The following is a 15,214-nucleotide window of genomic DNA, read 5'->3' on the forward strand; positions in this document are numbered from 1 at the left end:
GGGGGGATGAGATGAAGACGATATTGCTGTTCCTGATCGGCATCGCGATGGTGATCTGCGCGATTCCGCTGATCCCGCTGGAAACCGCGGTCAATGTCCTCCAGCTCCGCCGCGCCGGTTTCGAGGCGTCCACGATCCAGGGCAATGTCTGGGAAGGCCAGATGTTCGATGCCAAGCTGGCGACGATCAACCTTGGCGACGTCATGACCAAGATGTCGCTCGACGACATCAGCAAGGGCCGTGTCCGCGTGAACATGGAAGGCACCGATGAGGTGTCGCGGCTCAAGGGCGGCTTCAGCTTCGGCCTGGGCGGCATCGGGCTGGAAGGCTTTTCGGTCGGCATGCCGGTGATGGCCGGGCCTCCGCCGATCGGTGGTGTCACCCTGATCGTCGACGGGCTGACCGCGCGTTTCCCGGGCGGCGAGTGCGCCGATGGCCGGGGCGAGGTCCGCGCCTATCTGTCCGGCGCGCTGCCCATGGTCGGCCTGCCGAGCGAGATGAGCGGGCCTGCGCTGTGCCGCGACGGCCACCTCACCTTCGACCTCGCCAGCCCCAGCGGCCGCGAGCAGGAGACCGTCACCATCCTGTCCCCCAACAAGTTCAAGGTGCGCATGTTCATCAAGCCCACCAACGAACGTGTCGAACAGATCCTCCAGGCGAAGGGCTTCCGCCGCGACATCGACGGCTATGTCTTTGAGGAAGAACGCACCATCGGCGGTGGCGGTGCGTGACATATTGCCCCTGACGGTCCGCGCGCTGCTGGCGCTGCTGCTGGTCCTGCTCGGCCCGGCGGCGGCGCAGGCGGCGCATATCGCGGCCCGGCTGGAGGCGGAGACGCTGCGCCCCGCGCCAGGCAGCAGGGTGACCCTGGCGCTCAGCATGGTGCCCGAGCGTGACTGGCATGGTTACTGGCAGAACCCCGGCGATGCCGGCGCCCCCGCCGATATCGCCTGGACGCTCCCCGCCGGCGTCAAGGTCGGGCCGATGCGCTATCCGGTGCCGCAGCGGCTCATCGTCCAGGGGCTGATGAACTATGTCTATGAGCGGCCCTATGCGCTGCTCATGATCCTCGACGTGCCCCGGGGCGCGAAGCCGGGGACGCCGCTGAAACTGGCGGGCAAGGCGCGCTGGCTGGCCTGTTCGCCGATCATCTGCGTGCCCGAGCAGGGCATGGTCGCGATCGACCTCATCGTCGGCGACGGCGCGGTGCCGCCGGCCAGCCGCGCGCGCTTCGACGGCTGGCGCGCGAGGCTGCCGCTGCCGCTTGGCCAGCCGGCCAGCTTCGAGGCGAAGGGCGGCAAGGTCCGTCTGGCCATCCCCTTTCCGAAGGGGCGGCCTGTCACCAATCCCTATTTCTACCCGGCAACCGACGGCGTGATCGACTATGCCGCGCCCCAGGCGATCAGCCGCAAAGGCGACCGGCTGATCGTCGAGATGAAGGCGTCGGCGCTGGGCCGGCCCGGCGCTGCGATCGACGGGGTGATCGCGATCGGCCCGGATCGCGGCCTCGCGCTCACCGCGCGGCCCGGCAAGGTTCCGGCGGCGGGCGTGCCGATCGTCGCGGCGGGCCAGGATGCGCCGGGCGGCGGATGGCGGACCTTCGCGCTCGCGCTGGGCGGCGCGCTGCTCGGCGGGGTGCTGCTCAACCTGATGCCCTGCGTCTTCCCGATCCTCAGCCTCAAGGCGCTCAGCCTCGCGCGCAGCGGGGAGACCGATCGGCAGGCGCGGATCGAGGCCGTGGCCTATGCCGGGGGCGTGATCCTCAGCTGCGTCGCGCTGGCGCTCGCCCTGCTTGCCCTGCGCGCGGGCGGCGCGGCGGCGGGCTGGGGCTTCCAGCTGCAGGATCCGCGCATGGTGTTCGCGCTGCTGCTGCTCGTCACTGCGATCAGCCTCAACCTTGCCGGCCTGTTCGAGCTGCGCGCGATCGGCCTTGGCGAGGCGCTGACGCGCGGGCAGGGCGCAACGCCGGCCTTCTGGACCGGCGTGCTCGCCGCGCTGATCGCGACGCCTTGCAGCGGCCCGTTCATGGCCGGCGCGGTCGGCGCGGCGCTGCTGTTGCCGCCGGTGGGCGCCGTCGCGATATTCGCCGGGCTGGGCTTCGGCCTCGCCTTGCCCTTCCTGGCGATCGGATTCATTCCCGCGCTGCGCCGCCTGCTGCCGAAGCCGGGGGCCTGGATGGAACGGCTGCGCCATATCCTGGCGGTGCCGATGTTCCTGACCGCGCTGGGGCTGGCCTGGGTGTTGGGGCGCCAGGTCGGGGTGGACCAGCTTGTCGTCGGCCTGGGCGCGGCGCTGTTGCTCGGGCTGGCGCTATGGTGGGTCGGGGCGCGACAGGCGCGGGGCAAGCGCCACAGCTGGGCGCCGCTGCTGCCGGTCGCCGCGCTGGCGGCCGCGCTGATCCTGTTCGCCCCCGCGACCACCGCTCCCGCAACGGCGTCGCCGGCCGGCGCTCCGGGCGCCGAGCCGTTCAGCGAGGCACGCCTCGCCGCGCTGCAGACCGAGCGCAAGCCGGTCTTCCTCTATTTCACCGCCGACTGGTGCCTGACCTGCAAGGTCAACGAGCAGGCGGCGATCGAGCGGCCCGTCGTCCGCCAGGCCTTCGCCGAAGCCGGTATCGCGGTGATGGTCGGTGACTGGACCAATGGCGACCCCGCGATAGGCCGCTTCCTCGAAGCGCAGGGACGGTCGGGCGTTCCGCTCTACCTGTTCTATCATCGCGATGGCCGCATCGAGACCCTGCCACAGCTGTTGACGCCCCGCCTGCTGACCGGACTGGCCGCTTAGAAAAGCCCCGTCATGCTGAACTTGTTTCAGCATCCACCCGTCCACGGGAGCGGTAGAACAGGGGAAAGAGTGACTTCGAAGCAAGTCCAACATTATCGGCGGAGGCCAGGTCAGGCCGCGAGCTTGAGCTGATTGCGGCCACTGTTCTTGGCCAGGTAGAGCGCGCGATCCGCTTCGGCGAGCAGATCGTCGGCGGCCTGGCCCGGCTTCGATCGTGCCAGCCCCATGCTGATCGTCATATGCAGGCCGATCCCCTCGGGCGATCCGGTCAGCTCCGGCGACAGGGCGATCTTCTGGCTGGCGATCGCGGCGATCAGCCTTTCGGCCGTCGCCACTGCGGCGCCGGCGATCCTGTCCTCGATCAGCAGGGCGAATTCCTCGCCACCGATCCGCGCGATCATCTCGCCGTCTTTCAGCAGGCTGCTGGCGGCGGCGGCGATGTGGCGCAGCACCGCATCGCCGGCAGGGTGGCCGAAGGCGTCGTTGATCCGTTTGAAATGGTCTAGGTCGAACAGCGCCAGCGCCAGCGCATGGCCTGCCTCCATCCGCGTTTCCAGCCGTTCGAAGAAGGCCCGGCGGTTGGGCAGGCCGGTCAGCGGGTCGGTCCGCGCGTCGCGGCGCGCGCTTACTGCCTTCTGGCGAAGCTGCATGTCGATCAGCGTCCGCGCGGTGACGTCGCGGAACACGCCGCTGATCCCCTCGCCCTGTCCGCCGAACGTGCCCGCGTGGAGGGCGAACTCGATATAGCGGGTCACGCCCAGCGCATCGACGATCTGGCTGGTGAAGGCATAGTGCGGGATACGGCCGGCCCGTAGCCGCGCCAGCGCATGGTTGAAGCGGTTATGATCGCGCTGGGGCAGGTCGGCCAGCACCGGCCGGCCGATCGCCCCGGCGACGCTGCGGCCGGTCACCGCCTGATAGGCAGGATTCAGATAGGCCCAGGCATTCCGATCATCGATGCGGAACAGGACATCGCCGATGCGATCCGCGATGCCGTGCATATTGGCGAGGTGCGCCGCCGTGCGGGCAGCCAGTTCGTCGCGCTCGTCGAGCAATGCCGCGATCGGAAGTGCGCACAGGAACATCGTCGCGATGAACAATTGCATCACATAGACCCGTTCGGCCGCGCTCACCGGCATCAGCGCGAACGGGCCGCTGCCCTCGATCGTGAACCAGCTGGCGACGATGGCGATGATCGCCACCGATCCGGCCGCGCCCGGCGCGCGCAGCAGGAAAGTCGGCACCAGCAGCGCCGGCACGATCAGGAAGCTGAGCACATAGGTCGACTGGCCGAACACCAGCGCCGTCGTCCCCGCCACCAGCCCCAGCATCGCGATGCTCCGGCCCAGCGCCGCCGGCCGGATGCGGTCGGGCCGGAAGTCGCGCGCCGCCCGGTGTAGCACGATCAGCAGCGGCGTCATGATCAGCAGGCCGCAGCCATGGGTGGTGATCCAGCCGGCGGCGATTTGCCACCAGGAGGCGCCCGAAACGCCATGCATCACCAATCCCATCATGATCGCCGGCGGAACGCAGGCGATTACCGAGGACAGCGCGAAGCGCAGCAGATTGGCCGAATCGTCGAACAGCCGGTCGGCCGGGCTCAGCCGCGCCATCAGCGCGGCGGCGATAAGCGCCTCGCCGACGCCCGCGACGGACAATGCCAGCGCCAGCGCCTCCGTCCTGCCGCTCCAAAGATTGAAGAGGAAGGACAGCAGCAGCGTGACCAGGATGTAGAGCGAGTGGCGCTGGCGGGGCTCGATCAGCAGGAAGGCGGTCAATATCGCATTCGCGAACCAGACGGTGGCAAGCCCGCCGCCATGCCGCGTGAAGGCGACGCTCAACGCGGCCGATGACGTCCAGAGCAAGGCGAGAAGGAGCGATCTCATCAGCCCGGCAATCATGGTCCGCCCCCGCAAACTCGTACCTGCAAACCTTTGCATACTGTAGTTTTACTTGGGCCGAAAGTCGTAAAGAAGGGCTTAACGACGCGTCGGGGCCTGCGCGATTCCCGTCGCGGCTTGCCAGCGCACGCCCGATCGCCGATGGCGGGCCATGGCCGTGCCTTCACCCTGTACCAACATCTGCTCGATCGATCCGGCGACCGGTTATTGCATCGGCTGCCTGCGGACGGTCGAGGAGATCGCCGGCTGGGGATCGAGCGACGATGATGGGAAGCGTGCGGTGCTCGAACGGTTGAAGCGGCGCGCGCTCAGGAAAGATTGAGCGCGGGGCGGCCGCGTTCGATCGTCGCGGTGGCAAGGGTCGATATGGCGCCGCCGGGGCGGCTCACCTGGTCGACCCCGCGGAACAGCGTCTGCCATTGGTCGCGCCCGACATCGCATATCGCATAGCCGCGCCTGTCACTGGAATATTTGAGGTCGGGGTTGTTGGCCCGGACTTGTGCCTGGGTCTCCGGCCTGACCCAGCCGTCGCCACCCGAACTGATCGAGGTGGTCACCAGCTCGACCGCGACGACCTCGTCCTTCCTGGCCCGGCGCAGCTCGGCGGCGAAATTCTGATGTTCGTCGCCGGTCATCACCACCGCATTGCCCCGCCCGGCGAGGCTGTCGAGCATGCGCTGGCGCGCCACTTCATAGCCGGCCCAGCTGTCGACATTGCGAATTCGCGCGTCGCCGTCGTCGGTGCGCCGCTCCAGCGACATCAGCATCACCTGCTGGGCGATCAGGTCCCATCGGCTGCCGCTGTCGCGCAGGCCCTTGCCCAGCCACTGCTCCTGCGCGGCGCCCAGCACCGTCGTCGCCGGGGCGTCGATGCCCGGACAGACCGGATCGAATCCGCCCTGGCAGGGAAGCGGGCTGCGATATTGGCGGGTGTCCAGGAAATGCGCGGTCAACAGGTCGCCCAGACGGATGCGGCGGTACAGCTGCATCGCCGATCCGTCGGGCATCTGCGCGCGGCGCAGCGGCATATGCTCATAATAGGCCTGCATCGCCGCCGCCCGGCGGATCGCGAACAGCGCGGGATCGCGCTGATAGGGGCTGACGGTCGAGGTCCAGTTGTCGACCACCTCATGATCGTCGAAGGTGGTGAACCAGGCGGCGGCGCGGTGCGCAGCCTGAAGGTCCTGGTCCATCTTGTACTGGGCGTAGCGGCGGCGATAGTCACCGATCGTCAGGCAGTCGGCGCCGACATGATCGCGGACATTGTCCTTGGCCGATCCGTCGCGCTCATAGTTCACCTGCCGGGCGCGGTCCTCGTAGATATAGTCGCCATAATGCCAGACGAAGGCGACATCCTCCTGTGCCAGATGGCGATAGGCGGTGAACAGGCCATGCTCATAATGCTGGCAGCCGGCGACGCCGAAGCGGATCCGGTCGAGCCGCGCGCCGGGGGCGGGCAGGGTGCGGGCGCGGCCCAGGGGTGTCTTGTCCCGGCCGAGGATGAAGCGATACCAATAGGGCCGGTCGGGCTGGAGCCCGGTCAGCTCGACATGAATCGAATGGCCGAGCTCGGGCCAGGCGGTCGCCTTGCCCTTCTGCGCAAGCCGGCGCATCCCCTCGTCCTCATAGACGAACCAGTCGACCTCGACCGGGCCGAACGGCATGCCGCCATGCTCGTCGAAAGGATCGGGACAGAGCCGCGTCCAGATCACGAAGCCGTCATGGCTCGGGTCGCCGGCGGCGATGCCAAGCCGGAAGGGGAAACCCATCAGCAATTGCTGGCCGCGCAGTATGGCGGGGGCCGCAAGCAGGCCGGCGCCGGCACCAGTCAACAATTGTCGGCGGGAAAGCATGCGCGTCACCTGAACGGCTGGGGTTGCAGGCTTATGACGCGGGCGGCACGGCCCTCGCAAGCCCCAGCCAGCGCGCCATTGCCCGATTCCGGCGGAAAATCCCCCATTCGAGCGCGAGCACTAGCAGCAGCGTGACCCCGAACATGGGAAAGACCAGGCCCAGCAGCAGGATCGCGCCGGTCAGCGCCGGCCCGAAGCGCGGCCGACCGAGCGGCAGCGGCGCGCCGAGCAGCCCGTGTGGGCGTCTCCGCCACCACATCACCGCTCCGGTCGCGGCCGTCAGGAACAGCCCGAGAGCGGCAATCAGGCCGAGCAGCTGGTTCGCCCAGCCGAACAGCTGCCCTTCATGTACGGCGATGCCATAGCCAACGGCGCGGTCGATCCAGTGGCGCTCGGCGAAATCCTTGCGGCCGACGACGGTGCCGCTGACTCCGTCGAGGGTCAGGCTGGTGCGCAGCGGCCGGTTGGCGCTGTCGGACTTGGCGGTCCACAGGCCGTCATGGCCGGCGGGCGGCGCGATCAGCACCGGAGCGGCAAGGTTCATGGGCGCGACCTGGGCGATGATCCGGTCGAGCGGTGCATAGTCGATGCGCGGGTGCTCCATCGTCATACCACCATGCTCGGCATGGTCGCCCGTCATCTGTGCCGTCCCGCTGCGTGACGACGTCGACCAGTCCTGCGGCCCGTCAATCTGGTGGGTGAGGGCGCGGACCTCCTTGAGATAGCCGCCCCAGACATTGGCCCAGGGCAGCCCGGTCAGGATCAGCAACAGCGCCAGCGCCGATATCCAGATCGCGACCACGGCATGAAGGTCGCGCCAGAAGCCTCGTCCCCCCAGGGTCAGGCGCGGCCACAGCACGCCGCCCAGCCCCCTGGCGCTGCGCGGCCACCACAGATAGACGCCGGTCAGGATCATCATGATCGCCCAGCAGGCGGCTGTCTCGACGATCCAGCTCCCCGGATCGCCGATCATGAGCTCGCCATGCAGCCGGAAGACGAACCGCATCAGCCGGTCCTGCTCGGCGACGGTCTTGAGGATGGCGAGGGTCTGCGGATGGACGTAGACCCGCGTCTCCGCGCCGCCCTTGCTGCCGACGATCACCTGCACCGCCTGGTCTGGTGCGTCGGGCAACTGATAGCGGTGCAACACCGATCCGGGCACCGCCGCCACCGCCGCATCGGCGATCCGCGCGGCGCTCATGCGCGGGCCTGGGCCGGCGACCTGCGCATAGGGGCGATCGATCAGCGCCTCTATCTGCGGCCGGAACAGATAGAGCGATCCGGTAACAGAAAGACATAATATCAACGGGATGCAGAAGAGGCCTGCATAGAAATGCCAGCGCCACACCGCATTGTACCACCGGCTGCCGGGGGCCTGCACGCTCATAGCGACCACCCCGCCTCGATCGTGAAGGTGCGCTGCGGATAGGGGTGGAACACCCAGGCCTTGTCGTTGGTCAGGTTGTTGACTCCGGCCGAGATACGAAAGCCACGGGCGATGCGGTGGTTGATCCGCGCGTCGATCTGGAGCAGTTCGGACGCATAGCCATAGGTGTCGCCACGCTGGAGCCCGTCTATGTCGCTGTTCGGGCGGGAGGCGTAGCGGCCGCCGAGAGACACATCGGTCGCCGCGTCGATCCGGTAGCGCAGGTTGCCGTTGATCCGCCAGCGCGGGATGCGCGGGAACTGGACGCCCTCCGATGCCGGATCGGCGCGGTTCTTCGCCGTGATCGCATCGATCCAGGCGGCGTTGGCGTCGATGTCCAGCCCTTCCACCGGCCAGTCGCGCGTCTCGACGATCAGCTCCGCGCCATATTGGCGGGTGCGGTCGATATTCTTGAAGGTCTGCACCGACACGCCATTCTGGTTGAAGCCCAGATATTGGAAGATGGCATTCTCCACCCGTTGGTAGAAGAGGCTTCCGGTGATCGTCACCCGGCCCAGCCTGCGGCGCAGCAGCGCGTTGGCGTCGCGACTGCGCTCTGCCTTAAGATTCGGGTCGAAGCTGTTGATATTGAACGATCCGTCGCCGTTGAACGAACCCTGATAAAGTTCGCCGACCGTGGGGTAGCGGGTAGCGGTGGCAAGGCTCAGCTCGGCCGCCCAGTCCGGCGCGAAGGCCCAGCGGGTGGATAGCTTGGGGTCGACATGATGGTCGCGCCGCGGCGCGTAGAGCTGCGACGTCCGCGCACCGATCAGCCCGGCATCATAGGCGCGCCAGAAATCGGCCCGGATGCCGGGCGTGACGGTCAGGCCATCGGCGACGCTGATCACATCTTCGGCGAACAGGCCGACCATCCGGCTCTTGCCGAAGGTGCGGCTGTTGAGTGTGCGGCCGGTTGCCTCGCGCCAGCGCGCGGTCGCGAAATTGAACTGGTCGGTGCGGTAGCGGTTTGCGTTGATCCCGAAGGCGATCGCATGCGCGCCGATCGTCCGCTCCGCCGAGAGATCGAGCGTGTACCAGTCGGTCGGGCCTTGCTCGATAAGCTGGCCCGGCCCGCCGTTCAGTCCGTTGACATAGCCGCTGGAGCGGCGCTGCGTCTGGCGATCGAACTGCAATGTGGACAGGTTGGCATTAAGATCGAATCCGAACACCGGCGCGGAAAGCTTGATTCCGCCCAGCCATTCGTTCTTGGTGTTGGTCGTGATGTTGAAATTGCTGGCTGGGTTGAGCGTGTAGACGGTGCCGTTCAGCAACACCCGGCCGCCATTGGCGGTGGATCCATAGAAAGGCGCTCCGGCCCCATCGCGCAGATAGGTCCTCGGGTTGTGCTGGCTCTCCTCATTCCACCAATAGGTGAACAGCGCCTCGACATGGACGTCGCCGCTGTCGAAGCGGATCTGGGTGCGAAGTTGGTCCTGGCGGCTGTGGATCGGCGAAAAGTCCCCTGCCACAGGCGTCTTGGTGATCAGCGCCGGGTCCACGACACCGCCGGAGATCGGGGTCGCGGCCGATCCCGGTTGCGCGGTCGCGAGCTGATAGAACTGCATGGGCTGGCCGTCGTTGACCAGCCGCCGGCCCGAGACGCGGATCGAAAAGGGGCCGTCCTTCTGCTTTAAGCCAAAACCGGCCTCCGCCGATCCGCCCCACAGTGTCTCCTTCGTGCCGTACTGGCGATAGGGCTGGATGAACCCCTGCACCGTTCCGAATGCCTCGGTCCGCTCGGGCGCGCGGGTGGTGATGTTGACGATCCCGCCCATCGAATTGCCGGAATAGCGCGCCGAATAGGGCCCGTAGACAATATCGAACTGGCGCACCTCGGTCGGGCTCACCACGCCCCAGGCAGGCGGGAAGGAGAAGCTGTTGCCAAGGAAGTTCGACACCACGAACCCGTCGACCATCACCAGCGCGCGGGCGCTCTGGGTGCTGTGGGTGCCGCGAAAGCCGGGGACGGCGTTGTTGTCGCCGATGAAGCGGGTACGCACGAAGAAGTCGGGCGCATATTTGATCAGGTCCTCGACATTGAAGGCGTTGACCGCGCGGAACTGCGCGTCGCCGAGGCTGACCGACAGGCCGCGCGGTTCGATGCTGATCGCGCGGTCGCGCTGTCCGATCACCAGGATCGAATCGAGCGGTGCCTCTTCCTCGGCGAAGGCGGGAGCGGCGGCGAACGGGACGAGGACGAGCGCCGCGAGCAGGCGGCGCGAAACAGTATAGGACATGGATTTCTCGCAGGCATGGGGAACGACGGCCGCCCGAAGGCGGCGGCGGTCATGCGGCGAGCGGAGGTCCTCTCAGCGGCGGCCGGATCTGGCTGCGGCGCGCAACAGGTGGCGCGGTTTCGCCGAGCAGGCCGAGCAGCAGGATGAAGGCGATAGCCAGCGCCAACTGGATCGGATCGGTGACGGGGCCGGCGGGAAGGCCCAGTGCAGCGAAGGAGCAGGGGCCGTCGGCCTGGGCCTTGCCATGACCGTCCTTCGCCGGATCGGTCGGCAGGGCGATGGTGATGCTCTCACCCGCGACGCCGCTGCACAGTTCCACCGTGAGGCCGGTCGACGAGGTCCCGGCCATATAGCCGGCGGGCACCAGCGCGCGCACCGCCAGCGCCAGCGCGACGAGCAGCATCGCGAGCCCGGCATGCCGGCGGAAATAGTTGCGCAGCCCCTGCATTTGCGGGGCTGTTAGCGGCGCGACGAAGGGATGTCACCTTTTTTCCGTTCCCTCGACCCTCGACCCAATCCGTCAATCCAGCTTCGGTTGGAGCGACGAGTAATGGCCGAGTGACGGGGTGAAGCTGGTGCCCTGTTTCGCTGCTCCGGCAAAAAGGCCGGCTCACTCGCCCATCGGCGCGTAGGTCCAGCGCATCGGCCGCTCTCCGTCGGCCAGCGCGATCTCCGCCTTCAGCAGCTTGCCCTCGCGCCAGTAGCGGATGCGCTGCGGATAATCATGGGCGGGATTGGCGAACACCACCTCCTGCGCCGCCGACCGCACCAGCGGGAAGCGGGTCGGCGGCGCTCCCTCGGGTGAGCCGAAGAAGGCGATCCCGCCATCGGCTTCCCGCACGATCCGCATCGTCTCCCACCCGGCGAGCGTCTCGCCCCGCCCGTTGCGGCCGGCGCCGATCATGATCCCGCCGCGCGCCGGGGTCCAATATTCCTCGGTCCACCGGTCGCCGCTGCTCTGCTGCCAGGCACCGGCCATCCAGTCGGGCAGGGCAGGGGCCGGTTCGGCGGCAAGCGGCGATGCTGCCAGCGCCAGACATGCGATGAAGCCGGTCCGCATCCTTCACCCCCTTTTGACCTCGTCATTCCCGCGCAGGCGGGAATCCACGGTCACGGGACATTCTGCCTCTTGCGGGCTGCCGTCCACGGATTCCCGCTTTCGCGGGACCTTCGAATTAATCCCGCTCCTCCTGATCCGTCATTCCCGCCCTTCGACTGCCTGCAAGGCAGGCGCTCAGGATAAACTTCGGCTATATGCCGAAGACGGGAATCCATATTCTCTGAAGCTCGAACCTCTTGGCGGAAGGGGTTATGGATCCCCGCATCCGCGAGGATGACGCGTGTTGGGGGGCGGACGCTCTTTACGCAAAGGTCCCGCTTTCGCGGGAAAGACGACCGAGGGGGATTATCCCGGCTTTCTCAGGAAGGCCCAGCCATAGGCGGGCAGGCGCAGCATCTTGCGGTTGACGGTGATGCCCGGCGCGGACAGCGGATCGGCCAGTGCGGTGGCATAGGCGGCGGGCAGCGGCCAGTCCTGCGGCTCGCGCGCGATATTGTACAGGCACAATATCGTCTCCCCGCCCCGCGTGCGGGTGAAGGCGAGGATGTCGTCGCCGGCTTCCACGAAATCGATATCGCCGCACTGGATGGCGGGATTCTCGCGGCGCCAGGCAAGCGCCCTGCGGTAGAAGTGGAGCATCGCGCGCGGGTCGGCCTCCTGGACGTCGACCGCGCGTGCCTTGTGCTCGCCGGGGATCGGCAGCCAGGGTTTGGCGGTGGAAAAGCCCGCCTGCGGCTCGTCCCGGCTCCACGGCATCGGCGTGCGGCAGCCGTCGCGGCCCTTGAAGCTGGGCCAGAAGCGGATGCCATAGGGATCGCGCAGGTCCTCATAGGCGATCTCGGCCTCGGGCAGGCCCAGTTCCTCGCCCTGATAGATGCAGATCGTGCCGCGCAGCGCGACGAGGATCGCGATGGCGAGCCGGCCGATCCGGTTCGGATCGTCGCCGGCCTCGGCGAAGCGGCTGACATGGCGCATCACGTCATGGTTGGACAGCGCCCAGCAGACCCAGCCGTCCGCCGATGCCTTCAGGAATTTGGTCACGGTCTCGCGGAAGACGCGCGGCGAGAATTCGGTGCCGAACAGGTCGAACGTATAGCAGAAGTGCAGGGTGTCGCCGCCCGACGTGTACAGGCCCACCGTCTGCGGCGCCCGCTCGCCATCGCCGACCTCGCCGACCGCGACCGTGCCCGGATATTCCTCCAGCAGCGCGCGGATGCGTTTCAGATAGGCGAGATTCTCGGGCTGGGTCTTGTCGTACAGATGCTCTTGGAAGCCATAGGGGTTGGTTTCGGGGATGTCGTGCGCGGCCATGCGGCGGGCGGGGGGATTGTCGCGCAGCTTCGCGTCGTGGAAATAATGGTTGCAGGCGTCGAGCCGGAAGCCGTCCACCCCGCGATCGAGCCAGAAGCGCATTTCCTCGATCATCGCATCCTGCACGGCCGGCGCGTGGAAATTGATGTCGGGCTGAGAGGCCAGGAAACTGTGCATATAATATTGCATCCGCGTCCCGTCCCATTCCCAGGCGGGCCCGCCGAAGATCGACAGCCAGTTGTTCGGGGCGGTGCCGTCGGGCTTGGGATCGGCCCAGACATACCAGTCGGCCCGGGGATTGTCGCGGCTCGACCGGCTCTCCTGGAACCAGGCGTGCTGATCGGATGTGTGGCTGATCACCTGATCGATGATGATCTTCAACCCCAGCGCATGGGCGCGGGCCAGCAGCGCATCGAAATCGGCGAGGGTCCCGAACATCGGATCGACGGCGCGATAATCGGATACGTCATAGCCCATGTCGGCCATCGGCGACTTGAAGAAGGGGGAGACCCAGATCGCGTCGACCCCCAGCGAGGCGATATGGTCGAGACGCGCGGTGACGCCCTTCAGGTCGCCTATGCCGTCGCCGTCGCTGTCCTGGAAGGAACGGGGATAGACCTGGTAGATGACGGCGCCGCGCCACCAGTCGCCATCGCCACTTCCAGCCATTATGGACCTTCTTCCTCAATGAGATAGCCCACCGAACGCGGATCGATTGTGAACGTCGCGCCATCGATGTCGATACGCCGCCACTGATGGCCCGGACGCGGCGAAAGGGCAAGCGTCAGGGGCGCGTCCTCGCGGTTGAAGGCGATCGCGATCCGGCACGGCTGCTCGGGCAGGTGAAGCAGCATCACCAGCGCGGCGGTTCGCGGATCGTGCCAGTCCTGCGCGTCGAACTCACGCCCGTCGAAGGTCAGCCAGTCGACGTCCGCCCCGCCCAGCAGCACCGGATCGGACAGGACCGGGCACGCGCCGCGGGCGGCGGCCAGGCCAGCGACATATTGCTCCAGTTCACTGTCGCGCGCCTGCCAGTCGATCCAACTGACCGCATTGTCCTGCGCATAGGCGTTGTTGTTGCCGCGCTGGCTCCGGCCGAACTCGTCGCCGGCGGTCAGCATGATCGTCCCGCGCGATGCGAACAGCGTAGCGAGCAGCGCCTTGATGTCGCGGCGGCGGGCGGCGAGGATGCCGGGGTCTTCGGTCGGGCCTTCGGCGCCGTTGTTCCAGCTGTAATTGTCGTTGTGCCCGTCGCGATTGGCCTCGCCGTTCGCCTCATTATGCTTGGTCGCATAGGCGGTCAGGTCGGCGAGCGTGAAGCCGTCATGCGAGGCGATGAAATTGACGCTGCGGCTGTGCGTGCGGCCGTGGTTGCCGAAGATGTCGGACGATCCCGCCAGGCGGGTGGCGAGATCGCCGATGCTGTGGGGATCGCCGCGCCAGAAGCGGCGGACATCGTCGCGATAGCGGTCGTTCCATTCCAGGAAGGGTTCGCCGAAATTGCCGAGCTGATAGCCGCCGGGCCCGATGTCCCAGGGCTCGGCGATCAGGATGCGGTCGGACAGGATCGGATCGTTCCGCATTTCGCGCAGCAGCGTGGCATTGGGTTCGAAGCCGTCACGGCCACGGCCCAGTATCGGCGCCAGATCGAAGCGGAAGCCGTCTATCCCGGCCAGCGTCACGAAATGGCGCATCGCATCCAGGATCAGGCGGCGGGTCGCCGGGTGGTCGCAATCGAGCGTGTTGCCGCAGCCGCTGTCGTTGGCCAGCGTGCCGGGCTCGTCGCGGATCGTCTTGAAATAGGCGTGGTTGTCGATCCCGCGCAGCGACAGGGTCGGGCCAAGCGCATCGCTTTCGCCGCTATGGTTGAAGACGACGTCGAGCAGCACCGCGATCCCGGCATCGTGCAGCGCCGCGACGGTGCGGCGCAGTTCGTCGAGGCCGCCCGGCGCGAGGCGCGGATCGAGCGCCATGAAGCCGACCGGATTATAGCCCCAGCTGTTGCTGAGCCCGAGCGGGCCGAGATGGCGTTCGTCGATCCAGGCGGTGATCGGCATCAGCTCCACCGCGCCGACGCCGATCTTCCCGAGATGATCGATGATCTCCGGCCGGCCGAGCGCGGCGATGGTGCCGCGCTCGCCCTCCGGAACGGCAGGATGGAGGCGGGTGAAGCCCCGGACATTGACCTCGTAGATCAGCCCGCCGGGGGCGAAGCGCGGCGGTTCAGGCGCCAGTGGCGCGGGCAGGGCGGTGACGACCGCCTTGGGCATCAGCGGCGCGGTGTCGATCCCCTCCTCGCGCCGCGCGGCGAGGCGCGGGTCATAGGCATAGGGCCTGTCGATCGCGACGGCATAGGGGTCGGCGAGCAGCTTGGCGGGGTCGAACCAGTTGCCGATCGCCGGATCATAGGGCCCGTCGGCGCGGAAGCCGTAGCGCGCGCCCTCGGTCAGGCCGGGCACGGTGGCCTGGAAGACGTCGGCCGGCCCACGCTCGAGCGGGACACGGGTTTCGCGGTCGTCCTCATCAAAAATGCAGACCCATGCGGCATCAGCCGTCTCGGACCAGATGGCGAAATGCACACCCTCGGGGACAATGGTCGCGCCATAGCGGGGCGGGGGAGATGCCACCTAGAAGATCCTCCC

11 protein-coding genes are annotated in these 15,214 nt (G+C 67.6%); 3 read left to right on the plus strand and 8 right to left on the minus strand.

Annotation, left to right across the window (positions count from 1 at the left end; all coding sequences use genetic code 11):
* Window positions 1-11 precede the first annotated feature (11 nt).
* Both gspN and CMV14_RS12265 read left to right on the plus strand, forming a co-directional pair.
* Window positions 12-731, plus strand: coding sequence for a type II secretion system protein N (gene gspN, locus CMV14_RS12260; RefSeq protein WP_066959175.1), 720 nt, complete (start codon window positions 12-14; stop codon window positions 729-731).
* Window positions 718-2,784 (plus strand): protein-disulfide reductase DsbD family protein, encoded by a 2,067-nt coding sequence (locus CMV14_RS12265; protein WP_066959178.1) that lies wholly within the window; start codon window positions 718-720, stop codon window positions 2,782-2,784. Before gspN ends, CMV14_RS12265 begins: the two co-directional genes overlap by 14 nt.
* Window positions 2,785-2,894: 110 nt before the next feature.
* Here CMV14_RS12265 and CMV14_RS12270 read toward each other — a convergent pair whose 3' ends face one another.
* Complete coding sequence (locus CMV14_RS12270; RefSeq protein ID WP_176488937.1) at window positions 2,895-4,670, minus strand: sensor domain-containing diguanylate cyclase; 1,776 nt, start codon at window positions 4,668-4,670, stop codon at window positions 2,895-2,897.
* Window positions 4,671-4,836: 166 nt separating this feature from the next.
* Between CMV14_RS12270 and CMV14_RS12275 the strand changes: the two genes are divergently transcribed.
* Window positions 4,837-5,007 carry a DUF1289 domain-containing protein gene (locus CMV14_RS12275; protein ID WP_083215657.1) on the plus strand — a complete coding sequence of 57 codons (171 nt, stop codon included), beginning with the start codon at window positions 4,837-4,839 and terminating at the stop codon, window positions 5,005-5,007.
* On the opposite strand, the gene CMV14_RS12280 is transcribed toward CMV14_RS12275, so the two are convergent.
* The 7 genes from CMV14_RS12280 to glgX form a co-directional block, all read right to left on the minus strand.
* Window positions 4,994-6,538, minus strand: coding sequence for an alkaline phosphatase D family protein (locus CMV14_RS12280; protein WP_066959181.1), 1,545 nt, complete (start codon window positions 6,536-6,538; stop codon window positions 4,994-4,996). The genes CMV14_RS12275 and CMV14_RS12280 overlap by 14 nt on opposite strands.
* 31 nt (window positions 6,539-6,569) lie before the next feature.
* Window positions 6,570-7,925: a PepSY-associated TM helix domain-containing protein gene (locus CMV14_RS12285; RefSeq protein WP_066959183.1), complete on the minus strand. Its 1,356-nt coding sequence runs from the start codon at window positions 7,923-7,925 to the stop codon at window positions 6,570-6,572.
* A complete protein-coding gene (locus CMV14_RS12290; RefSeq protein ID WP_066959186.1) occupies window positions 7,922-10,201 on the minus strand; it encodes a TonB-dependent receptor in 2,280 nt (759 codons plus the stop codon). The genes CMV14_RS12285 and CMV14_RS12290 overlap by 4 nt, the downstream gene beginning before the upstream one ends.
* A gap of 49 nt (window positions 10,202-10,250) precedes the next feature.
* Window positions 10,251-10,649 (minus strand): hypothetical protein, encoded by a 399-nt coding sequence (locus CMV14_RS12295; RefSeq protein WP_066959188.1) that lies wholly within the window; start codon window positions 10,647-10,649, stop codon window positions 10,251-10,253.
* A gap of 162 nt (window positions 10,650-10,811) precedes the next feature.
* A complete protein-coding gene (locus tag CMV14_RS12300; protein WP_066959190.1) occupies window positions 10,812-11,261 on the minus strand; it encodes a DUF6265 family protein in 450 nt (149 codons plus the stop codon).
* 345 nt (window positions 11,262-11,606) lie between these two features.
* A complete protein-coding gene (gene bglA, locus CMV14_RS12305) occupies window positions 11,607-13,241 on the minus strand; it encodes a beta-galactosidase BglA (RefSeq protein WP_066959192.1) in 1,635 nt (544 codons plus the stop codon).
* Window positions 13,241-15,199, minus strand: coding sequence for a glycogen debranching protein GlgX (gene glgX / locus CMV14_RS12310; RefSeq protein WP_066959195.1), 1,959 nt, complete (start codon window positions 15,197-15,199; stop codon window positions 13,241-13,243). The genes bglA and glgX overlap by 1 nt, the downstream gene beginning before the upstream one ends.
* Window positions 15,200-15,214 lie beyond the last annotated feature (15 nt).

It is taken from the genome of Rhizorhabdus dicambivorans (assembly GCF_002355275.1).
Classification (GTDB): domain Bacteria; phylum Pseudomonadota; class Alphaproteobacteria; order Sphingomonadales; family Sphingomonadaceae; genus Rhizorhabdus; species Rhizorhabdus dicambivorans.

Coding starts and splice junctions, on each gene's coding strand:
- gspN (WP_066959175.1), top strand. CDS start 12: ATGAAGACGATATTGCTGTTCCTGATCGGCATCGCGATGGTGATCTGC.
- CMV14_RS12270 (WP_176488937.1), bottom strand. CDS start 4,670: ATGAGATCGCTCCTTCTCGCCTTGCTCTGGACGTCATCGGCCGCGTTG.
- CMV14_RS12275 (WP_083215657.1), top strand. CDS start 4,837: ATGGCCGTGCCTTCACCCTGTACCAACATCTGCTCGATCGATCCGGCG.
- CMV14_RS12280 (WP_066959181.1), bottom strand. CDS start 6,538: ATGCTTTCCCGCCGACAATTGTTGACTGGTGCCGGCGCCGGCCTGCTT.
- CMV14_RS12285 (WP_066959183.1), bottom strand. CDS start 7,925: ATGAGCGTGCAGGCCCCCGGCAGCCGGTGGTACAATGCGGTGTGGCGC.
- CMV14_RS12290 (WP_066959186.1), bottom strand. CDS start 10,201: ATGTCCTATACTGTTTCGCGCCGCCTGCTCGCGGCGCTCGTCCTCGTC.
- CMV14_RS12295 (WP_066959188.1), bottom strand. CDS start 10,649: ATGCAGGGGCTGCGCAACTATTTCCGCCGGCATGCCGGGCTCGCGATG.
- CMV14_RS12300 (WP_066959190.1), bottom strand. CDS start 11,261: ATGCGGACCGGCTTCATCGCATGTCTGGCGCTGGCAGCATCGCCGCTT.
- bglA (WP_066959192.1), bottom strand. CDS start 13,241: ATGGCTGGAAGTGGCGATGGCGACTGGTGGCGCGGCGCCGTCATCTAC.